The 20817-nt window shown below is 72.3% G+C and carries 15 protein-coding genes and 1 pseudogene; 10 read left to right on the top strand and 6 right to left on the bottom strand.

Annotation, left to right across the window (positions count from 1 at the left end):
• Positions 1-269: 269 nt before the first annotated feature.
• Positions 270-1799 (top strand): family 43 glycosylhydrolase, encoded by a 1530-nt coding sequence (locus tag NQO67_RS02985; protein WP_255945994.1) that lies wholly within the window; start codon positions 270-272, stop codon positions 1797-1799.
• Between the two features lie 93 nt (positions 1800-1892).
• Here NQO67_RS02985 and NQO67_RS02990 read toward each other — a convergent pair whose 3' ends face one another.
• Complete coding sequence (locus NQO67_RS02990; RefSeq protein WP_255945996.1) at positions 1893-2588, bottom strand: nucleotidyltransferase domain-containing protein; 696 nt, start codon at positions 2586-2588, stop codon at positions 1893-1895.
• Between the two features lie 367 nt (positions 2589-2955).
• On the opposite strand from NQO67_RS02990, the gene NQO67_RS02995 reads away from it, so the two are divergent.
• Both NQO67_RS02995 and NQO67_RS03000 read left to right on the top strand, forming a co-directional pair.
• Positions 2956-3195: a hypothetical protein gene (locus NQO67_RS02995; protein WP_255945998.1), complete on the top strand. Its 240-nt coding sequence runs from the start codon at positions 2956-2958 to the stop codon at positions 3193-3195.
• Positions 3192-4303, top strand: a pseudogene (locus NQO67_RS03000) (ATP-binding cassette domain-containing protein). Before NQO67_RS02995 ends, NQO67_RS03000 begins: the two are co-directional and overlap by 4 nt.
• Positions 4304-4335: 32 nt before the next feature.
• On the opposite strand, the gene NQO67_RS03005 reads toward NQO67_RS03000, so the two are convergent.
• From NQO67_RS03005 to NQO67_RS03020, 4 genes are all read right to left on the bottom strand, one after another.
• Complete coding sequence (locus NQO67_RS03005) at positions 4336-5754, bottom strand: sugar porter family MFS transporter (protein ID WP_255946000.1); 1419 nt, start codon at positions 5752-5754, stop codon at positions 4336-4338.
• A gap of 95 nt (positions 5755-5849) precedes the next feature.
• Positions 5850-6848 carry a 1-phosphofructokinase family hexose kinase gene (locus NQO67_RS03010; protein ID WP_255946002.1) on the bottom strand — a complete coding sequence of 333 codons (999 nt, stop codon included), beginning with the start codon at positions 6846-6848 and terminating at the stop codon, positions 5850-5852.
• Positions 6845-8242 (bottom strand): FGGY family carbohydrate kinase, encoded by a 1398-nt coding sequence (locus NQO67_RS03015; protein WP_255946004.1) that lies wholly within the window; start codon positions 8240-8242, stop codon positions 6845-6847. The genes NQO67_RS03010 and NQO67_RS03015 overlap by 4 nt, the downstream gene beginning before the upstream one ends.
• Positions 8243-8276: 34 nt before the next feature.
• Positions 8277-9674, bottom strand: a complete 1398-nt coding sequence (locus tag NQO67_RS03020; RefSeq protein WP_255946006.1) for an FAD-binding oxidoreductase — start codon at positions 9672-9674, stop codon at positions 8277-8279.
• Between the two features lie 261 nt (positions 9675-9935).
• Here NQO67_RS03020 and NQO67_RS03025 point away from each other — a divergent pair, with 261 nt between their 5' ends.
• From NQO67_RS03025 to NQO67_RS03040, 4 genes are all read left to right on the top strand, one after another.
• Positions 9936-10784: a class I fructose-bisphosphate aldolase gene (locus tag NQO67_RS03025; RefSeq protein WP_255946008.1), complete on the top strand. Its 849-nt coding sequence runs from the start codon at positions 9936-9938 to the stop codon at positions 10782-10784.
• 35 nt (positions 10785-10819) lie between these two features.
• On the top strand, positions 10820-11830 hold the full coding sequence (locus NQO67_RS03030) for a YhfZ family protein (protein ID WP_255946019.1): 1011 nt from the start codon (positions 10820-10822) through the stop codon (positions 11828-11830).
• 156 nt (positions 11831-11986) lie between these two features.
• Positions 11987-12331, top strand: a complete 345-nt coding sequence (locus NQO67_RS03035) for a VOC family protein (RefSeq protein ID WP_255946021.1) — start codon at positions 11987-11989, stop codon at positions 12329-12331.
• A gap of 488 nt (positions 12332-12819) precedes the next feature.
• Positions 12820-13503: a response regulator gene (locus NQO67_RS03040; protein ID WP_255946023.1), complete on the top strand. Its 684-nt coding sequence runs from the start codon at positions 12820-12822 to the stop codon at positions 13501-13503.
• Here the strand turns inward: NQO67_RS03040 and NQO67_RS03045 are convergent.
• Positions 13485-16190: a DUF4118 domain-containing protein gene (locus tag NQO67_RS03045; protein ID WP_255946025.1), complete on the bottom strand. Its 2706-nt coding sequence runs from the start codon at positions 16188-16190 to the stop codon at positions 13485-13487. The two genes, NQO67_RS03040 and NQO67_RS03045, sit on opposite strands and share 19 nt — an antisense overlap.
• Before the next feature lie 337 nt (positions 16191-16527).
• Here NQO67_RS03045 and NQO67_RS03050 point away from each other — a divergent pair, with 337 nt between their 5' ends.
• From NQO67_RS03050 to NQO67_RS03060, 3 genes are all read left to right on the top strand, one after another.
• Positions 16528-16962 carry a hypothetical protein gene (locus NQO67_RS03050; RefSeq protein WP_255946027.1) on the top strand — a complete coding sequence of 145 codons (435 nt, stop codon included), beginning with the start codon at positions 16528-16530 and terminating at the stop codon, positions 16960-16962.
• Between the two features lie 43 nt (positions 16963-17005).
• Positions 17006-19012 (top strand): APC family permease, encoded by a 2007-nt coding sequence (locus NQO67_RS03055; RefSeq protein WP_255946029.1) that lies wholly within the window; start codon positions 17006-17008, stop codon positions 19010-19012.
• Between the two features lie 148 nt (positions 19013-19160).
• Complete coding sequence (locus NQO67_RS03060; RefSeq protein ID WP_255946031.1) at positions 19161-20798, top strand: leucine-rich repeat domain-containing protein; 1638 nt, start codon at positions 19161-19163, stop codon at positions 20796-20798.
• The last annotated feature ends 19 nt before the right edge of the window (positions 20799-20817 follow it).

Genomic DNA, 20817 nt, shown 5'->3' on the forward strand with positions numbered 1-20817 from the left:
CGGACGGTGCGGTCGACTGCTGCCCTTGGGGCGAGGGCGCGTTGCCGCGGTCACGGATCCCTGCGGCGACCCGGTTCCGCTCGGTCCTGACGGAGGTGAAGGCGTACCGGGTTCCCTCCGTCCGGGCGCTCCTCGGCAAGGGGTGCGGCATTGACAGGCCCGCACGCCCTCTCTACGGTGTCCGCGCGTGGTTACATCGTTGTAAAAGCCGTTGGTGCACGGCACCGGCAACGGCTTCCGCAGCAGGGGTGTCCCGGAGGGGTTGACGCATGTCCGCACGTCCCGCTCGCCCGGCAGGCCGCAGAGGCCCGCTCGCCGCCGTGTTGTTCGCCCTGGTCAGCGTGGCGGGGTTGGTCCTCGCACTGCTCCCCGCGCAGGCCGCTCCCGCCGATGTGCACCCGTCGTCCGTCGCCGGGGCGCAGCCGGCGGCAGCCGCCTCGGCCAACCGCGCGAGGACCGCCGCCGCTGGCACCTTCCGCAATCCGCTGAACCCCGGTCCCGACCCGTTCATGACCTACTTCAGCGGCAACTACTACCTGACGACCACCCAGGGCGACAGCATCCGGATGTGGCGCTCCCCGTCCCTGGGCACGCTGCTCGACGCGGCGCCCCTCACCGTGTGGACCGACTCCGACGCCTCGCGCAACCAGCACATCTGGGCACCGGAGTTCTACCGCTTCGACGGCCGCTGGTACCTGTACTACACGGCCGACGACGGGGTGGACGACCACCACCGCATCTACGTCCTGGAGTCCGACGGCGACGACCCGGCGGGCCCGTACCACTTCAAGGCGAAGCTGGTGCCGCCGAACCACACCGCCGACTTCGCCATCGACCCGGGCGTCCTCCAGGTGAACGGCCGCCTGTATCTGGCCTACAGCGGGATCAACCAGTACCAGCACAACGGCCTGAACCTCGCCCCGATGTCGAACCCGTACACCGTCTCCGGCGACGCCGTCGCCCTCAACGCGGCCGGTGGGTGCTCCGAGGTGCGGGAGGGGCCCGAGTTCCTGTACCACGGCGGGCGGACCTGGCTCACGTACTCGACGTGCGACACCGGCAAGCCCGACTACCAGCTCTGGATGATGTCCCTGCCGGACGGCGCCGACCCGATGGTGCCGGGCAACTGGGCGCAGACCCAGGGCGCGGTGTTCTCCCGTGCCGACGGCAACGGCGTCTACGGCCCCGGCCACCACGCCTTCTTCCGCTCCCCGGACGGCACCGAGGACTGGATCGTCTACCACGCCAAGAACACCAGCACGTACACGTACGACAACCGCACCACCCGCGCCCAGAAGTTCACCTGGAACGCCGAGGGCAGCCCGAACTTCGGCACCCCGCTCGCCCAGGGCGCCACCCAGGACCTGCCCTCCGGCGACCCCGGCTCGGGGACCTACTGGATCAACGACGACGGACGCTCCAGCGGCGCCGGCAGCGTGACGTTCGCCGGCGGCACCTGGAACTCCGGCACCGGTTGCGGTGTGCAGTGCTTCTGGGGCGACGACCACTGGCTGGACCAGGCCGGTGCCACGGCCACGTTCACCTTCGCCGGCACCCGTATCGCCCTGCTCTCGGTGCGCGACGTCGGCAACGGCTATGCCGACATCAGCATCGACGGCGGCGCCGCACAGCGCGTCGACTACTACGGTGCGGTGCGCACCGGCGAGGTGGTGCAGTACCTCAGCCCGCGGCTGGCCTCGGGGCAGCACACCCTCCAGATCCGGGTGACCGGCACCCACGACGGCAGTTCGTCGGCCTCCTTCATCAGCGTGGACCGCGCCGAGGTGTTCACCGACTGACCCGAAGCCGGGGCGTCTGCCACCCACGGCCCGTCGGTGAACGGCGTCGGCGCCGGCTCGGTGCGGCGTCGCGTTCACGACCGGAGTGGGAGGCTACGCCCCGGCCGGGGTGTAGTGGTGCGCGCGCACCCGGCGCAGCCACGCCTCAACCGCCGCCTCGTCCGGCTGCTCCGGAAGCACGCTGCGGGTGGTGTCGAAGGCGTCCTCGAACCGTCTGAGCAGCGGAAGCGCCACCGAAGGGTCGGCCGCGACCTGCTCGCTGAACCGGTGGTAGGCGTCGGGGTCCTCGACCCGGATGGTCAGTCGACCGGTGGCGTACAGCTCGAAACCCTGCTGGCACAGCCGCTTGAGGTGCCGGGCATGCTTGGCCGTGCGCTTGCGGACATGGGCGGAGAACGCGCCGTCACCGCGCGTGGACAGGCGCTTGAACTGCTGGGCGGCGTAGCCGAGGTAGGCGGCGCGAACCCGTCGCGCGGACAGCAACGCGGTACGCAGGGCGACCAGTTCGTCCCCGAGCGGGGTGCGCACCTCGTACAGCTCGTCCGGCAGCCAGACCAACTCCATGACCGTCGGATTGCCGCCGAGCGCGAGACGGCACCACTTGGCGGCCTCGTGCAGGGCGCTGTCCGGAGCGGTCGTGACGTGGGACTCCTGCGGCGGGTGCAGGCCGTGCAGCTTCTCTGTGGGGGCCGCGAACACGCCGAGCCGATCCACGTCCGAGCCCGCGCGGGCCAGGCCGTACGCGGTGGATCCGACGATGCCGGACAGCAGTACGTGCTCGGTCGTCATGGCCTGCCCTCCCTGGCCCCGGCATCCTTGGGTCGCGTGCGGTCCACCCGGCGCGGGGCGGCCACTGCGCCCCATCATGCGGAAAGGCTCGCCCGCCGGGTAGCGAATTTCCCGACCTGGCGGCCGGTACCCCGACGCACTGCCCGGGAGAGCGCGCCAACCGCTCTGCCGGGCACGAGCGTTGGCCTTGACCGGCGTGACATTCGGCTCCTCGAATAGTTCGTCTGGGGTAGACGGTCGTCCGTTCGCCAGGGCTGACGGGTACGCGTCGTCGTTCGTCTTGGTCTTGGTCTTGGTCGTGGGCCTAGCTTGGTCTTGGGCTCGGTCTCGACAACGTGGGCGGTCGTCATGGGGGAGGCGTCAAGGCATGACCGGTCACCGCGCCTTGCCGGCGCTCGCTCCGTCGGGGGACCGGAGGTGTGGGCGCCCGGACACCACATCCCGCTTCCTCCGCGCCCTGCCGGACCCCACCCGACTGCGGCTGCTGGAGCACGAGCAGGCCGGTGAGCGGACCTCCGCCGACCGCATCGCGTACCCGGGGATCTCCCGGCCCCGGGTCTCGGTACGGCTGTCCTGCCTCCCCAGAACCGAAGGTCGGATGTCATGAGCGCCCTTGCCGAGGCCACTGCGCCCGACGTGTCCACGGCGCCCGCCGTGCCCGCTTGGCGGCTGCTGCTCGGGTACATCCGCCCGCACCGTTGGTCCCTGCTGCTCGGTGCCGTGCTGGCGTTGGCCACCGGCGGTACCGGACTCGCCCTGTCCATGGTGGCCCGCTCGCTCATCCACGACCTCGGACAGGACCGGTCGATCACCGGCGCGCTGCTCGGCATGTCGGCCCTGGTCATCGCCAACGCGGCGCTCGGCGCACTGGGCTCGTACGTACTGCGCCGCACCGCCGAGTCCGTGGTGCTGGGTGCCCGGCGCACCCTGTCGTCGTATCTGCTGCGGCTGAGCATCACTGCCGTGGACCGCACCGAGCCGGGCGATCTGATGGCCCGGATCACCTCCGACACCACCCTGCTGCGCGCGGTCACCACCGACTCCCTGGTCGGCCTGGGCACCGGCGGGCTCACCCTCTGTCTTCTCCCTCATCGAGAAGTTCTACGACCCCACATCGGGGCGCATCACGCTCGAGGGCCGGGACCTCGACCAGTGGGACCTGCCCGGCCTGAGGTCCGCCATCGGCTACGTCGAACAGGACGCGCCGGTGCTTTCCGGGAGCCTGCGCGACAACCTGCTGCTCGGCAACCCGGACGCCGAACAGGCAGACGTGGACCGGGTCCTGAAGACCACCCGTCTGGACGGTCTCGTCGCCCGACTGCCCCACGGCGTGGACACCCTCGTCGGGCACCGCGGCACCAAGCTCTCCGGCGGTGAGCGCTGGGGGTACCCCCAGGCTTTCGCTCTGGGGGAGTGTCGCGATCGCTCGCGCCCTGCTGCGCCGCCCCCGCCTGCTGCTCCTCGACGAGGCCACCTCCCAGCTCGACGCCGTGAACGAGGCCGCGCTGCGCGACACCGTCGCCGACGTGTCCCGTACCACCACGGTGCTGGTCGTGGCGCACCGGCTGTCCATCGTCACGATGGCCGACCGGATCGTCGTCATGGACGCGGGCCGGGTACGCGCCGTCGGCACCCATGCCGAACTCGTCGCCGCCGACCCGCTGTACGCCGAACTCCCCGCCACCCAGTTCCTCGCCACCACACCGGACGGCTGAGCAGACTCCTGTACGGCCTTGGGGTGCCGCTATCAGGACAGTCGCGCAGGCTCCTTCTCCTGCGGCATGCGGTATCCGTACAGCTCCCGTTCGACCTCCTCCAAGCTCCTGTTCTTCGTCTCGGGCACGAACCGGACGGTGAACACGAGGGCGAGCAGGCTGACGGCGGAGAACAGGAAGAAGGTGCTGGACGACCCTATGCCGTCCACGAGGACCGGGAAGAACTGCGAGACCAGGTAGTTGCCGCCCCAGAGGGCGAAGGTGGCGATCGACGCCGCCACGCCGCGGACATGGGTCGGAAAGATCTCCGAGATGATCACGTAGGCGACGGTGCCGAAGGACACGGCGAAGAAGGCGACATAGCCGAGGATCAGCGCCAGCAGCAGCGGGGCGCTCGGATGTGCCTCCCTGAAGACCACACCGATGCAGGCGAGCAGCACGGTCATGGCGGACGCACCGGTCAGCAGCAGGGTACGGCGCCCCACCTTGTCGATCAGCCACATCGACACCAGGGTGGCGGCCACCAGGGTGATGCCGATCAGGACCGTGCTCGACATGGCGTCGTTCGTCTCCAGACCGGCCGACGTGAACACCTCGGGGGCGTAGTAGAAGATCGCGTTGATCCCGGTGATCTGCTGGAAAAGTGCCACCGCGAAGCCGATCAGGAGGGTCTTGCGGAAACGCGGCGCGAGCACGTCCCGGACGGTGGCGCCGGTGCCCTCCCGCGCCACCGACTCCTCGATGACGGCGAGCTGTGCCTGGGCCTGGGATGCGGTCGGGTTGATCCGCCGGAGGACCGCCAGGCCGTCCTGCCGCCGCCCGTGCCGTACCAGCCAGCGAGGGCTCTCCGGAACGAGGAAGAGCAGCAGGAAGAACAGGACGGCCGGCGCCACCCCGATGCCGAACGTGTAGCGCCAGCCCCGGTCGACGTTCCAGGCGTCGCCGTTGGAGCGTGCGACGAAGGCGCTGACCGTGAACACCACGAGATTGCCGATGGTGTTGAAGAGCTGGTTGAACGACACGAGACGGCCACGGATGCGGGCGGGCGCCACCTCGGCGATGTACAGCGGGGCGATCGTGGTCTCCGTGCCGATCCCTATCCCGACGATGATGCGGGCCAGAACCAGCAGCTCGGAGCTGGGCGCGAAGGCCTCCCCGAGCGCGCCGACGACGAAGACCACGGCTGTCGCCAGCATGACCCTCTTGCGGCCGATGGCGTCACTGAGACGGCCGGCGATGACCACACCGATGATGCAGCCGACGATGATGCTTGACGTCACCCAGCCGAGACCTCCCGGACCGAGCCCGAAGCGCTCCTGGATGAAGCCGGCGGACCCCGAGATGGCTCCGTTGTCGAAGCCGAACAGGAATCCGCCGACAGCGGTCACACAGGTGATGAGCAGGACGCTCGCCGTGGACCCGGCCGAGCGCCCGAGGGCGGTGTTCTCCATGGGAACCTCCGTGGTTCGAGGCGGGAACAACTCTGTTCCGCGCCGGACCCGTCTGTGCGGGTGATGCCGGCCGGATTCGGATCCGGCCGGCACGATCAGCTCCCTGTGCCGCGGGAGGGGCTCTGCCCCGGCATGGACCGACACACCGTGACCTGCGGCAACAGCGAGACCGGGGAGGGGTCGGGGCTCAGGCCGGCGGTCACCGACGCGGCGTTCGACGCCCCGCAGGCCGCGGCCATGTGCAGGTGGGCTTCCCAGCCGGCGGCCGGGTCGGCGAGCAGGCTGCCGACGAGCCCGGCGCAGAAGGCGTCACCGGAACCGACCGCGCTGCGCACCCCGACCTGCGGCGCCGTCACCTCGAACGCCCCCTCCGCGGTCAGGGCGCGGGCCGGCCGGGCGCCGTCCGTGACGACCACCAGACGGACCCCGGCGGTCAGCCAGGTGTGGGCGGTGGCGAAGGGATCGCCGCCGTCGGCGACGTCGGAGAGCTCGTCGAGGTTGACCTTGACGACATCGGGCACGGCGCCGGCGCCCGCCGCCAGGGCCTCGCCGTGCGCGTCCAGTACCGTGAGCACGCCGTGCTGCCGGGCCTGGGTGATCCACCGGGCGTACTGGTCGTGCGGGACACCGGGAGGCATGCTGCCCGTGCACACCAGCGCCGCGGTGTCGGCGAGCAGCCGCTCGAACGCCTCGTCCAGCCGGTCCCGCTCGGGCGCGGCGATCCGGGGGCCCGGGGCGTTGTAGACCGTGGCTCCCTCAGGGTCCGACTGGTCGACGAGGACCTCGCAGATCCGGGTGGCGCCGGCCGTCGGGACCAGTGCGGCGGCCAGCCCCTCCGCGTCGAGCAGCTCCTCGAAGAGACGGCCCGTCGCGCCGCCCGAGTATCCGACGAGCAACGGGACCGGAGCCGTGTCCGGTGTGCCCGCAAGCGCCCCGGACCTGGTCAACTGGGCCAGCACCCGGGCCACATTGACCCCCTTGCCGCCGGCCAGGGTGTCGCCGCCGACGAGCCGGTGCACGGTGCCCGGCCGGTGCTCGGACACCACCAGCAGCCGCTCGACGGCGCTGTTGAGTGAGGCGATCAGAACTCTCATGTCAGCTCCCGGTGCTGGTCGCCCGGATGTGCCGAGCGGGCTTCGGGCGCCGTGCCGCCGCGGGCCTCGGGCAGGGCGGCTTCGCGGGCGATGGCCGCCGCGCCGAGTGCGACCGGCTCGGCCAAGGGGCTGATGTGCAGCGGCACCTGCCACCGCTCGCGGCGGTGCGCGGCCATCTCGGGTCTGCGGAACAGCGAGCCCATCAGGGCCACTGAGGCGGGCCGGGTGCCGGCCAGCTCGCACATCTCGTCCACCCGGGTGCGCGTCAGGTCCGCCAGATGATCGAGGCAGGCCCGGACGACGTCCACCGGGCGGGCCCCGGCCGGCAGCCCGGCCAGGTCGAGGAGGCCGGTGCCGGTGTCGTCGGCGTGCACCGTCACGCGCAGCGCGGGCAGGCCGTCCGCCCGCGTGCCGGCGAGACCCTGGAACAGGGCGTCGAAGTCGCCGCCGTGGAACAGCTCGGCGAGCAGGTGCACCACCTTGCCGGAGGGCGTCGGATAGCCGAGCAGGTAGCCGTCCTCGCGCCAGGAACGCTCGTGATCGATGCCCAGCTCATAGGACCGCTGTCGGGGTGCGAACGTCTCGGTGGTGACCATCAGGTACTCGGAGGTGCCGATGGAGTCGAAGACACCGGCGCCGCTCATCGCATGCACCTGGCGGGCGGCCACCACCTGGTCGTGCCCGCCGACCACCACCCGAGCGCCCGGGGCGATCCGGACGCCGGGCAGTGCCTGCGGCACCAGCTCCCCGGCGACCGCCCCGGTGGGCAGGGCCGGCGCGAACAGCTCGGGGGCCAGGTCCAGCAGTTCCAGCGTGGGCAGGTGCGGTGCCAACGTGGTCAGGTCGAAACACTGGCTGTGCGTGACCTGGGAGGTGGCGCCGGCCCATTCGCCCGTCAGACGCTGGGTGACGAAGGTGCAGAAGTCCACCCAGCGCACCGTCGAGCGCCACGTGTCCGGCTCCCGGGCGCGCAGCTGTGCCGTGCGCTCCGGGGTCTGGTTGAGCCGGTGGCGCAGCCCGGAGACCCGGTACTGCTCGAAGGCGTCGAGCCGCGCCGTGACCTCGGGGGCGAGGGCCCGAGCCGGCCAGGACTCCCACCAGGCCAGCGAAGGGTGGACCATCCGGCCGGCGCGGTCCACGGCCACGGACTCCTCCTGGCCGAAGGAGGCCACACAGGCCCCGCCGAGCGGGCCGTGCCCGGCCGCTGTGGTGCGGGCGTACTCGCCGATCAGGTCGGCCGTGGTGCGCCAGATCGCCTCGGCGTCATGGAACGTCAGGCCGTCGGCGAGGACGGTGGGTGTGCGGACGCGTCCGGCGGGCAGCTCGGTGCCTTCGGCGGTGACGCCCGCCACCTTGAGATGGGTCGTACCGATGTCGATGCCGAGAAACCACATCGTTCCTGGCGCCCTTCCGTGCGGTGAGGGGGGATCAGAGGCCGAGCTTGCCCGGGTTGAGCAGCCCGTTCGGGTCGAGGGCGTGCTTGAGGCGGCGGAGCAGCAGGTGCGCGCCGCCCAGCGACTGCCGGGTGTACGGGGAGCGGGCGAGGCCGCCGCCGTGGTGGTGGGAGAGCTCCGCGCCGTGCTCCAGGGCGACCCGCATGGCGGTCTCCCAGACGGTCTGGAGCCGCTGCACCGCCGCCTCGTCCGTGCCGGCGTGGCCGCGCAGGATCAGGTAGAGCGAGGTGCCCTGGGTGTAGACGTGGGAGAAGTGCGCGAGCACATCGTCGGCGAGCGGGGCCAGTGCCTTCGTCAGGGCGTGGTAGAGCGGCAGGATGCCGCTCCAGGTGTGGGCGACCTCGATGGTCTCCGCGTAACCGCCGTCCTGGGCGAGCAGGTTCTCCACGCCGGAGAAGTCGAAGCGCCTGGTCATCCACTTCTCGACGCCCTCGGGTCCGGCGGGTGCGCCGCCGTGCCCGGCCACGATGTCGTCCAGCGCCGCGGCCTCGGCGCGCGCCATGGTGTCGAGTCCCTGGGACCCGGTGAACAGGACGGGAGTGTCGATCGAGTCGTCCTGGAGGACATGGCGCGCCTCGGCGGTGTCGTACAGCCTGAGGAGGAACGGGCGGAGTCCGGCCGCGGCCTGGGCCCGCAGGACCGCCACGCCGGCCTCCACGGACGGCAGCGTGTAGGTCTGGAGCAGCTGCACGGGGGCCGTCGGGAAGATCTTCAGCGTCACCGAGGTGATCACGCCGAGCGTGCCCTCCGAACCGAGGAAGAGCTGCCGCAGATCCGGGCCCATGGCGGCGCGCGGCGACGCGCTCAGCCGCACGGTCTCGCCGGTCGCCAGGATCACCGTGTAGCCGACGACCAGGTCTTCGATGCCGCCGTAGTAGGACGAGAACTGGCCCGTCGCCAGGGTGGCCAGCCAGCCGCCGACGCTGGAGCGGTGCAGCGACTGCGGGGAGTGGCCGAGGGTCCAGCCCTGGCGCTGGAGCTCGGTCTCGAGCTGCCCGCCGTTGTACCCCGCGGAGACCCGGACGGTCATGTCCGTCTCGTTCACCGCGAAGCTGTCGGGAATGCCGGACACGTCCAGGACGAGGCCGCCGCGCACCGGCAGGGGCTGGCCCGTCACGGACGATCCCAGAGCCCGGACGGTGACGGGCAGATCGTGGTCGGCCGCCACCGCCAGTGCCGTGCGGATCTGCTCAGGGGAGTCCACCGCCACCACGGCGTCCGCCTGATGGGTGTGGCGGCCGAGGCGGGCCAGCTTGGTGGAGAGCGGCCAGGAGTCGTGACTGGAAGCGGCGAGCGTCTCGGCGTCGGTGCGCACGGCATCCGGTCCGAGCTCGCGTGACAGGGCGGCGAGTGCCGAGGAGGGATCTGCCATGGGAACTCCAGGTGTCGCTGAATCCGGGGGCGCGTGGTGTCCGCCGAAGCGCCGCGGGCCGGGAGGGCCGCGCCGGAGCGGCTCGATTGACAGCCGCCGAGAGGGATCCTAAGCTCAATACGCAATTCTCTGCAAGCTGCATATTGAATTCCCGGGCAGAGTTTCCTCGGGATGGAGGGTCCGAGCCCCCGCACCTCCGCCGCATCCGCGCCGGACGGGGACCGGGTCGGATCCGTGGGACAGGACGGAGTCAGGCACGACATGGACGCACGCACGGGTAAGAAGATCCGCTTGGGCCGCCTGGTCAGGCCGGAGAGCGGACGCGCAGTCGTGGTGGCCGCCTCCCACGGGGTCAACAGCGGCCCGCCGGCCGGGCTGCGCACCGCGGACGAGATCCGCTCGGTGTTCGCCACGCTGCGCGGAGCCGACGGCGTGATGGTGACGCCCGGCATGATCCCGCTGGTGGAGGACACCTTCACGGGCCGCGACCGGCCCGGCCTGATCCTCCACCTGGACTGGAAGAACCACGCTCGCGGCCTGTACACGCCGGGCGCCGACGGGCGTAGCGAGGGCGTTCTCGCCCAGCTGTCCGACCTGGAGTCGGTCGCTGCTGCCGGGGTCGACGCCGTCATGACGTATCTCTACGTCGGCCAGCGCGACGCCCGCCTTGAGCGCGCCGAGGTGGAGCGCAATGCGCGGATCGCCCGCGACTGCGAGCGGCTCGGCCTGGGCCTGATCATCGAGCCCCGCTCCGCGCTGGAGGGTGACGATCCGGGCGCGCTGTCGGCGAAGGTCATGAGCATGTACTGCCGCATTTCGGCCGACATCGGTGCCGACCTGGTCAAGGCCCTCTGGCCGGGTTCCGCCGAAGCCTTCGCCGAGGTCACCGAGAGCTGCTACGTGCCGGTCCTGCTGGCCGGCGGCAAGGGCGGTGACGACCCGCTGGACACGGTCTCACTGGCCCACCAGGCGATCACCGCCGGCGCCGGCGGTGCCATGTTCGGCCGTCGGGTCTTCCGGGCGGACCGACCTGAGCAGGTGTTGTCGGCTCTCCATGCGGTCGTCCATGATGGGGTGTCGGTCGATCAGGCGATGTCCCTGATCGCCTGAGGCGCATGATCCGATACGGAGTCCGAGGGTTTGGTGTGACCGCATCCATGACGTCCACCGGCGGGACCGCCGGTCACACCCCCTTGGAGACGATCGCGCGAGACGCGCTGCGGCTGGGCACCGGGGGCCGGCTGCCCACCACGCTCCATTACCAGGAGGCGCTGGAGGTCGGCTCCGGCACCGTCCAAAAAGCGCTCAAGGAACTCCAGCACGAGGGTGCCGTCTCGCTCGTCGCGCGCGGCCACATGGGGACGTTCATCACCGAGCTGGACACGGCCCTGCTGTGGTCCGCCGCCCGGCTCAGCCCCGTACATTTGCTGCTCCCGCCGAACGCGCCGCCGGAGTCCCTGCGGGTCGCCTCGGCGGTGGCCGAGCGGTTCGCGCCGTTCGGCGCGTTCACGACGGTCGGTCATCTGCGCGGCGCCGAGGCCCGCCTCCACGCGCTCGACGCCCAGCGGGCCGACATCGCCGTCATGTCGGCCGGCGCGGCCCGCGATCTGCTCGACACCGAGGAAGCGGGCCATCGCACGCTCACCCTGGAGCCGGGCACGTACTACGCCCCCGGCACCCTGGTCGTCGTCACCCGCACCCCGGCGCGCGACGGCACCACGGGCAGCTCGGCACCCGTGAACCCGGGAGACCTCCGGATCGGCATCGACCCCGGTTCCGACGACCACAAGCGCCTCACCCGCGCCGAGTTCCCCCCGGGCAGCGGACAGCACGTCGAGACGGACTTCACGCATGTGCCGCGCGCCGTCCTGCTCGGCGAGATCGACGCCGGCATCTGGCACACGGTGGACTCCCTGATCCCGCTCGACGCCGCAGGACTGACGGTCGCCCCGCTCCGTCGCCCGGAGGCCGTGGCCCTCGCCGACCGCATCTCCCCGGCGGTGCTGGTGGCCACCCGTGACAACATCCCGGGCATCCTGCTCGCCCGCTCCCTGACCGAAGACCCCTCCCTCACCCCCACGGCGGAGCCCGAGCTGCACGGCCCGCCGCAGGTCAGGGACCCGCTGCGGCTCCGTCTCGAACAGCACCAGGGCTGATCCGCGGCACCCCCCTTCGGCGGCCCCCGGGGCGAAAGGAACCCTCACCGCGCGCGTCACGCGGATCGATCAGGAACGGAGAAGCGGCCGGCTCGTCCGGCTTCTAGCGTGAGGAACGGCGGCACACACACCGCCGAAACCTCACGAGGAGACCTCATGACCGCCCCACTGGAAACCATCATCTATCCCGTCAAGGACCTGGCCCTGACGAAGGCACTGTTCTCCAAGGTGCTGGGTGTCAAGCCGGCCCAGGACGAGGCGTACTACGTCGGCTTCGACCTCGGCGGCCAGAGCCTGGGCCTGGACCCGAACGGGCACGCCAAGGGGATGACCGGCCCGGTGTCCTACTGGCAGGTGCCCGACATCGAGGCGGCCGTGCGCGACCTGGTCGCCGCCGGGGCCACCGTCCAGCAGGAGACCCGCGACGTCGGCGGCGGCAAGCTGATCGCCGTCGTCACCGACGCCGACGGCAACGGCATCGGCCTCACCCAGAACCCGTGACGGCGGGACGTTGACCACCTGACCCGGCTGCGCGGAACCGGTGACCAGGGGAGCGCAGGGGCCGTGCGACGCACCGGACACCGCATCCAGGGCGTCCGGGCGGGCCCCCGCGCGCCCCTGGCCACGGGCGGTTCCGGCTACGGCAGGCCCCCGGGCCGTTCCTTGAGCGCCGCCCTCTGAGGCGTTCGTCCACCCGTGAGGCATACGGGTTACGGTAAAAATCGGCCGCGCGGCGTTCGGAGAGCGTTAAGAGCACTGCCGTTCGCCTCGCCGTCGCGATCTGCTGGCCGGAACCGGTGCGCCCGTGGAAGAGGCAGGCGGGGCCGCCGCGACCGTCGTCGGCCGTGGCAACGCGACAGCGTCGTCCGCTCCGTTCCGGGCGCGTCCTCCGAAGGCGTAGGCGTGCCACCCGCCGCGGCGGGGGCTCAGTGCCCCGGCCCGCGGCCGAGGCGCCGGTCGAGACCGTGACCAGGAATGAGGACACGCCGATGCATCGCGTGCTTGTGGTGGATGACGAACCCCAGATCGTCCGCGCCCTGAGGATCAACCTGCGGGCCCGCACGTACGAGGTGGACGCGGCGTACGACGGTGCGGAGGCGCTTCGGCTGGCCGCCGCCCGCCACCCGGACGTGATCGTCCTCGACCTCGGCCTGCCGGACATGGACGGCATCGAGGTCGTCAAGGGGCTGCGCGGCTGGACCCGCGTCCCCATCATCGTGCTGTCCGCCCGGCACGCCTCCGACGAGAAGGTCGAGGCCCTCGACGCCGGCGCCGACGACTACGTCACCAAGCCCTTCGGCATGGACGAGCTGCTGGCCCGCCTGCGCGCCGCGGTGCGCAGGGCCGCGTCCGCCGAGGGCACCGGCGACACCTCCGTGGTCGAGACCGCGGCCTTCACCGTCGACCTGGCGGCCAAGAAGGTGAACAAGAGCGGCACCGACATACGGCTGACGCCCACCGAATGGCACCTGCTGGACGTCCTGGTGCGCAACACCGGCCGGCTGGTCACCCAGAAGCAGCTGCTCCGCGAGGTCTGGGGGCCCGGCTACGGCACCGAGACGAACTACCTGCGGGTCTACATGGCCCAGCTGCGCCGCAAGCTGGAGGTCGACCCCTCCCGCCCCCGCCACCTCGTCACCGAACCGGGCATGGGCTATCGGTTCGAGCCCTGACCGGCGTCGGGTGGGGAGGACCCCGTGGCCGACGCGTCGGCGGGCGGGTCGTCCGGTTGTGCCGTGCGCTCCGCGGATACCTCGTCAGGCAGCGTCGCACCGTCGGCCGAACCCGGGCCCGCTGCGACCGGGCCGGCGGGCAGGGTGAGGACCATGGTGATCCCGCCGCCGGGCGTCTCCTCCGGGGCGAGGGAACCGCCCATCGCCTCGGTGAGACCCCGGGCGAGGGCGAGGCCCAGGCCGACGCCCGTGCGGTGGCTGCGGTCGCCGAGCCGCTGGAACGGTTCGAAGACCCGGTCCCAGTCGCCCCGCGGGATGCCGGGACCGCGATCGATGACACGCAGTTCCAGATGGTCGGCATGGGCGCTGGCGGTGACGAGCACCGGCGTCCCGGCGGGGGTGTGGCGCACCGCGTTGGCGATCAGATTGGCCAGCACCCGCTCCAGCAGGACGGCATCCGCGATGAGATCCGGCAGACCGCCGGGGGTGCGCACCTCCACCTGTTCGGGTGCCACATCGGTGAGCGCACTGGCGACCGCCTCCTGCGCCGTGACCGGTGCGAGGGAGACACCCAGCGCGCCGGCCTGGAGCCGGCTCATGTCGAGCAGGTTGGCGATCAGCCGGTCGAGCCGGTCGAGTGACTCCGCCGCGGTGGCGATCAGTTCGTCGCGGTCCTCCGGGCTCCAGTCCACGTCCGGACTGCGCAGGCTGTCCACGGCCACCTTGGCGGACGACAGCGGGGTGCGCAGGTCGTGGCTGACGGCATTGAGCAGCGCGGTGCGCATCCGGTCCGCCGCGGCCAGCGGCCGGACCTGCTCGGCGGTCTCGGCCAGCCGCTGGTGACGCAGTGCGACGGCCGCCTGGGCGCCGAACGCCTCCAGCACCCGCCGGTCGGATGCGGGGAGCGTACGGCCGCGCAGCGCAAGCGTCAGGGAGTCGTCCACCAGGACGTCCGCGTTGCCCTCGTCGGGGGTGGCGCAGGGCGGGCCGCCGGTGGTGGCGACGATGCGCCAGGCCTGCGGGTCGCTCTGCGTGCGGGGGGTCTGCGGCGCCTCGGGACGGCGCTCCAGGAGGGTCACCGAGGTCAGCGTGAACGTCTCGCGCAGCCGCTCCAGGATGCCCGTCACGCCCCGGTGCGCCGGCCGGTCGGGGGTCGACGCCATGTCCTGGTCGGCGTCGCGGAGCATGTCTCCCGCCAGGGTGGACAGCACCTGGGCGTCGGCTCTCGCCTCGGCGGCCTCCCGGCTACGGCGCGACGACAGGTCGACGACGGTGCTCACGGCCACCGCCACCGCGATGTAGACCACCAGCGCCAGCAGGTTCTCGTGCTCGGCGATGGTGAAGGCGTGCAGCGGCGGGGTGAAGAAGAAGTTGAGCAGCAGCGAGCCCAGGACGGCGGCGAACAGCGCCGGATAGAGCCCGCCGACCAGCGCCACCCCGACCACCGCGGCCAGGAACAACAGGATGTTGCTGGGCAGCGACAGACCGGAGAGGCCGGCCGCCAGCAGCAGGGTGAGCAGCGGCAGCCCCACCGCGGCGAGTACGAAGCCGGCGGCCCGCCGACGGCCGGCGATCGCTCCGCTCGGGCCGGCGGCACGGCTGCCCCGGCCCACCTCCTCGTGGGGCACCAGGTGCACGTCGATCGGCCCCGACAGCGCGGTCGCGGTGACCCCCACACCGCGCGAGAACACCTGCGCGAGGCGGCTCCGCCGGGACGCGCCGAGCACCAGCTGGGTGGCGTTGACCCCGCGGGCGAAGTCGAGCAGTGCCGTGGGCACGTCCTCGCCGACGACCTGGTGGTAGGTCCCGCCGAGGTTCTCCACCAGCGCCCGCTGCCGGGTCAGGTTGGCGGGGCTCGCGTCGATCAGACCGTCGTTGCGGGCGACGTGCACGGCCAGCAGGTCGGCGCCCTTGGTGCGGTCGGCGATGCGTGCCGCGCGGCGCACCAGCGTCTCGCCCTCCGACCCGCCGGTGAGCGCCACGAGGACCCGCTCGCGTGCCTCCCAGGTGCCGCGGATGCGGTGCGCGGCACGGTAGCGGTCCAGCTGGTCGTCCACCTTGTCGGCCAGCCACAGCAACGCCAGCTCGCGCAGCGCCGTCAGGTTGCCGACCCGGAAGTAGTTGCCGAGGGCGGCGTCGACCTTGTCGGGGCCGTAGACGTTGCCGTGCGCCATCCGCCGGCGCAGTGCCTCGGGGCTCATGTCGATCAGTTCGACCTGCTCGGCGCGGCGCACCACCTCATCGGGCACCGTCTCGCGCTGGGGCACTCCGGTGATCTGCTGGACGACGTCGTTCAACGAGTCCAGGTGCTGGATGTTGACGTTGGACACCACGTCGATGCCGGCGTCCAGGATCTCCTCGATGTCCTGCCAGCGCTTGTCGTTGGGGGAGCCCGGCACGTTGGTGTGCGCCAGTTCGTCGATGAGTGCCACCTCGGGGCGCCGGGCGATGACCGCCTCGACGTCGAGCTCGGTGAAACCGGCACCCCGGTGGGTCAGGGATCTGCGCGGGATGACCTCCAGGCCCTCCACCTGCTCGACGGTGCGGGCCCGGCCATGGGTCTCCACGAAGCCGACGACCACGTCGGTGCCGCGGCTCCGGCGGCGGTGGGCCTCGCCGAGCATGGCGTAGGTCTTGCCGACGCCCGGCGCGGCGCCCAGGTAGATACGCAAGCGCCCGCGTGCCATCCGCCACTCACCTCCCTAGCAAGGGCCCCGTCACCTGCGCTGCGGGGCCCCGCGCCCATTGTGGCTCACCCCCGACCGGAGCTGAGCAGGGCGGTTGGCCGGTGCCGTGCCGTCAGGCGGGTGGGCCGTCCGTCCGTGGGGTGAGCTTCGGCCGCCACCCGGCGGCATCCGCGTTGGCAACGCGTCAAGAAACGCCGACGAAGCGATCGGAAGGTGTCAACACACGGCGTCGCCGGCCGGCTCACGCGGTCTGCTGACGGTGCGGGACGGCGTGCGCCACCACCGGGGCGGCAGCCGGTCGCCGTACCCGCCGTGCAAGACGGACGCAGGAGGGGCCATGACCATGCCGGTGCAGCTGCGAGGGCTGCGGGGGCGCGTCCTGCGTGCCGTTCCGGAACCGGTCGCCACACCCTTCGTGTGGGCGGCCGCGTTCGCCGGGTCCCTGCTGCTGGTGCCGGTGCTCACGATGGCCGGTGCCCTGGCACATCCGGTCGCCGCCCTCGCCGGCTACTGCCTGCTGGGCGCGGTCCTCGGGCTTGCCGCGCGGGCCGCCGCCGCGCCGGGGATCGCCGTGCTGTGCTGGTTGGCGTACGACGGTTTCGTCGTCCACCGCGAGGGCGAGCTGGGCTGGGCCGGCTCCGAGGACCTGGCCCGGCTGGCCGTCCTGCTGGGCGCACCCCTCCTCGGCCTCGCGGCCGCCCGCACCGGCCACGCCGTCCGGGCGTACCACCGCCTCGTCCCGCCCCGCACCACACCGGACACGCGGACGTAGTCGATGCGCATTCTGGACGCCCTGCATCCCTAGCATTGCGGCAGTGACCACCTTCCCCAAACGGTTCCTCCTGGGCCGTCCGCTGCGCACCACGCAGATCGGGGAGACTCTGCTGCCCAAGCGGATCGCGCTGCCGGTGTTCTGTAGCGACCCGCTCTCGTCGGTCGCGTACGCCACCGAGGAGATCCTGCTGATCCTGGCCCTGGGCGGTACGACCCTGCTGCACCTGTCCTGGTGGGTGGGCGCCGCCATCGTGGCGCTGCTGGTGGTGGTCACCGCCTCGTACCGGCAGACCTGCCACGCCTACCCGAACGGGGGCGGGGCCTACGTCGTCAGCGCCGACAACCTCGGGGCCACGGCCGCGCTCACCGCGGCCAGCGCGTTGCTGGTCGACTACGTCCTCACCGTCGCCGTCTCCGTCGTCGCCGGAGTGGCCGCGATCACGTCCGCCGCACCGGCCCTGGCCCGGCACGCGGTGGCGCTGTCCATCGCGTGCGTGCTGCTGCTCACCCTGCTGAACCTGCGCGGCGTCCGGGAGTCCGGGCGGATCTTCGCCGTCCCGACCTACGGTTTCGTGCTCGGCGTCGGCGTGATGTTCGTGTTCGCCGCGGTGCGGTCCGCGGTCGGTGCGCACCTCGAGGCCGAGTCCGCGCATCTGCCGATCCACGCCACCGGCACCTTCGCCGGCCTCGGCCTGGTGCTGCTGGCCATGCGGGCGTTCGCCTCCGGCTGCACGGCGCTGACCGGGGTGGAGGCGATCAGCAACGGTGTGCCCGCCTTCCGCAGGCCCAAGGCCCGCAACGCCGCCACCACCCTGGCCGTCATGGGTGCCCTGTCGGTGACCATGTTCACCGGCATCACCGCGCTCGCGCTCGTCTGCCACGTACACGTCGCCGGCGACCCCACCGAGCTCGGCCTGCCGGCCGGCGCGCACACCCCCACCGCGCTCGCGCAGGTGGCCAAGGCGGCCTTCGGTGACTGGAACTTCCTCTTCTACTACGTGCAGGCCGCCACGGCCGGGATCCTGGTGCTGGCCGCCAACACCGCCTTCAACGGCTTCCCGATGCTGGCCTCGATCCTCGCCCAGGACCGTTACCTGCCCCGCCAGTTGCTCAACCGCGGTGACCGGCTGGTCTTCTCCAACGGCATCGTGCTGCTCGCCGCGGCGGCCATCGGGCTGATCGTCGTCTTCCAGGCCAAGGTCACCGCGATCATCCAGCTCTACATCATCGGCGTGTTCGTCTCCTTCACGCTCTCCCAGACCGGCATAGTCCAGCACTGGCGCAAGGAGCTGCGCGGCACCGTCGACCCGGCGGAGCGCCGCAGGATGCACCGCTCCCGGGCGATCAACGCGACCGGCGCCACCTTCACCGGGATCGTCCTGGTGATCGTGCTGATCACCAAGTTCACGCACGGCGCGTACATCGTCACCGTCGCCATGCCGCTGCTGTTCCTGGCGATGAGGGCCGTGCACCGGCACTACGAGCTGATCTCCACGGAACTGGCGGTCGCACCGGACGCCCACCCCGAGCCACCGTCGAACAACCACGCCATCGTGCTCGTCTCCAAGATCCACGCCCCCACCCTGCGGGCGGTCGGCTATGCCCAGTCGATCCACCCCAGCTCGGTCGAGGCGCTCACCATCAGCGTCGATCCCACCGAGACCGCGGCCCTGCGCAGGTCGTGGGACGAGCACGAGATGGGGGTGCCGCTGGTCGTGCTCGACTCGCCCTACCGGGAGATGAGCCGGCCGGTGCTGGAGTACGTGCGCACCCGGCGCCGCGAGAGCCCACGCGACGTGGTCACCGTCTTCGTCCCGGAGTACGTGCTGGGCCGGTGGTGGGAGCAGCTCCTGCACAACCAGACCGCGCTGCGGCTCAAGACCCGCCTGCTGTTCACCCCGGGCGTGATGGTCACCAGCGTCCCCTACCTCCTGCCGTCCGCGCAGCGGCACCGGGACGCGGCACACGCGGGCGGGGGCAGCACATGGGCCGCGGGCGGCACCGCGCCGAAGCGGCACGAACCGGGCGACGGGGGCCACCCGGACTGACCCCACGGCCCGCCCGCGTCCGGCTGCGGAGTGCGGACGGGCAGGCCGACGCGGACGAGGAGGCGTCCCCGGATATCGGGCAGCGCGCGCCGACGCCGGACGCGTACCGTTCCCCACCGGATGTCAGGCGACGTGGGGGAGAGGGCCCGTGACGCGGCGCAAGCGCACCGATGACGGCCTGGGGCGGTTCGCGTACGAGCGGACCAACCGCGGCGGACGGGCGGGGGTGCCGCCCGACACCACGGTCGAGCGGGCGGTCGAGGCGCACCGCCGACGGTGGGGTGCCGAGGCGGAGGACCAGCCGCTGGTCGTCGAGTGCCACGACATGTGCGACCTCGGCGCGTTGTCCCGGCTGCCCGGCCTGCGGGACCTGGACCTGACGTCGAAACGGCTGACCGACCTGAGGCCACTGGCGGCCCTGACACGGCTGGAGACCCTGGAGATCGAGGCGCCGGTGACCGACCTCGCCCCGCTGGCCTCGCTCACCCGCCTGGACGAGCTGATCCTGCGCCGGACACGCACCACCGACCTGCGCCCGCTGGCCGCCCTGCCCGCGCTGACCTCCCTCGAGCTGACGGACACCCGCATCGACGACGTCCACCAGCTCACCGCGCTGCCCGCCTTGCGCCGCCTCGTCATCGTGCACGCCCCGCTGACGGACGCCACCCCGCTGGCCGGGATGGCGCTGGAGACCGTCTGGCTCGCGCTCACCGGGGTGGCGGCGGCACCGGAGCCGGCCGGCCCGGCGCAGTGGACGGTGTTGCCGCGCAGCCCGGAGCAGACACCGCCGGTGCCACGGGTCCCACCGCGGGTGCCGGTGGCCGACCTGCTGGTCCGCTACCGCCGGGCGGCGCACTGCTACCACCAGCGGCACGCCCGTGGTGACCTCGACGCCCGGGCGGCCGCCGGGCGCGGCCTGCTGGCCTCCCGTGACCCGGCCGCGATCGGCGAGTGGCTGTGCTCGGACCGCCGGATGCACTCCCTGCTCGACCTCATCGCATGGGACGGGGAGCGCCGGCCCGAACTGGAGCTGTGCGGTCTGACGTTGCGCGGCGGCCGTGGCAGCACCGGATTCCCCACGGACAACCCCTGGCACCTGCCCCGCCTCGCCGACCCCGAGCAGGTGGTCCGCCAGGTGTGGGCACCGCTTGCGGACCGTGCCCCGGCGGCCGTCGACGAGCTGGCGCGGCGGGTGTTCGCGGTGGCCCTGGTCCGCCATGCCACCGGCTCCCGCCTGGCCTATCTGTACGGTGCCGCATCCCGGTGGGACCGCGACATCGACTGGGCGGCGTGGTCGGTCGAGGAGCTGATGGGCGCCGACGTCATCCGGGCCGACCTGTGCTGGGCAGGGCCGCCTCGTACCACGTCCGACCGTTTGCCGGTCCACCCGCTCGGCGGCCCGCTCCCGGCGCCGCTGCGCGAACTGGCCGCCGTGCACGCTTCGCTGGCGTTCAGCACCTGGGCCAGCCGGATCCATACCGGCGACCTCGATCTCCGGGACGTCCGGGGCGAGCCGGCCGGCGTGGACACCGGCGCAGCGCACCGCCGCGGACAGCGCGCCGACGAGGACCCGGACGCGTTCCGGGGGCGGTTCGTCGAGTTCGCCGGGTGGGGCTGGGGCGACGGGGTCTGCACCCTGGACCTGGACGTGCTCGACGCGTTCGGCAACCCCATCGTCGCGTGGTACGGGCCCGAGGACGATCCCGACGCCGGCGGGACGGCCCCGTTCTGGAGCTGGTTCGAGCGGATGGTGCACTTCTCGATGGGGGCAGACGTGACCATCTGAGCCGGCCGGGCTCCCCGGA

The sequence above is a fragment of the Streptomyces odontomachi genome, from assembly GCF_024435355.1.
Taxonomy (GTDB): Bacteria; Actinomycetota; Actinomycetes; order Streptomycetales; family Streptomycetaceae; genus Streptomyces; species Streptomyces odontomachi.

Coding starts and splice junctions, on each gene's coding strand:
- NQO67_RS03035 (WP_255946021.1), top strand. CDS start 11,987: ATGACCGCCCCACTGGAAACCATCATCTATCCCGTCAAGGACCTGGCC.
- NQO67_RS02990 (WP_255945996.1), bottom strand. CDS start 2,588: ATGACGACCGAGCACGTACTGCTGTCCGGCATCGTCGGATCCACCGCG.
- NQO67_RS03050 (WP_255946027.1), top strand. CDS start 16,528: ATGACCATGCCGGTGCAGCTGCGAGGGCTGCGGGGGCGCGTCCTGCGT.
- NQO67_RS03040 (WP_255946023.1), top strand. CDS start 12,820: ATGCATCGCGTGCTTGTGGTGGATGACGAACCCCAGATCGTCCGCGCC.
- NQO67_RS03020 (WP_255946006.1), bottom strand. CDS start 9,674: ATGGCAGATCCCTCCTCGGCACTCGCCGCCCTGTCACGCGAGCTCGGA.
- NQO67_RS03005 (WP_255946000.1), bottom strand. CDS start 5,754: ATGGAGAACACCGCCCTCGGGCGCTCGGCCGGGTCCACGGCGAGCGTC.
- NQO67_RS03015 (WP_255946004.1), bottom strand. CDS start 8,242: ATGTGGTTTCTCGGCATCGACATCGGTACGACCCATCTCAAGGTGGCG.
- NQO67_RS03025 (WP_255946008.1), top strand. CDS start 9,936: ATGGACGCACGCACGGGTAAGAAGATCCGCTTGGGCCGCCTGGTCAGG.
- NQO67_RS03010 (WP_255946002.1), bottom strand. CDS start 6,848: ATGAGAGTTCTGATCGCCTCACTCAACAGCGCCGTCGAGCGGCTGCTG.
- NQO67_RS02995 (WP_255945998.1), top strand. CDS start 2,956: ATGACCGGTCACCGCGCCTTGCCGGCGCTCGCTCCGTCGGGGGACCGG.
- NQO67_RS02985 (WP_255945994.1), top strand. CDS start 270: ATGTCCGCACGTCCCGCTCGCCCGGCAGGCCGCAGAGGCCCGCTCGCC.
- NQO67_RS03045 (WP_255946025.1), bottom strand. CDS start 16,190: ATGGCACGCGGGCGCTTGCGTATCTACCTGGGCGCCGCGCCGGGCGTC.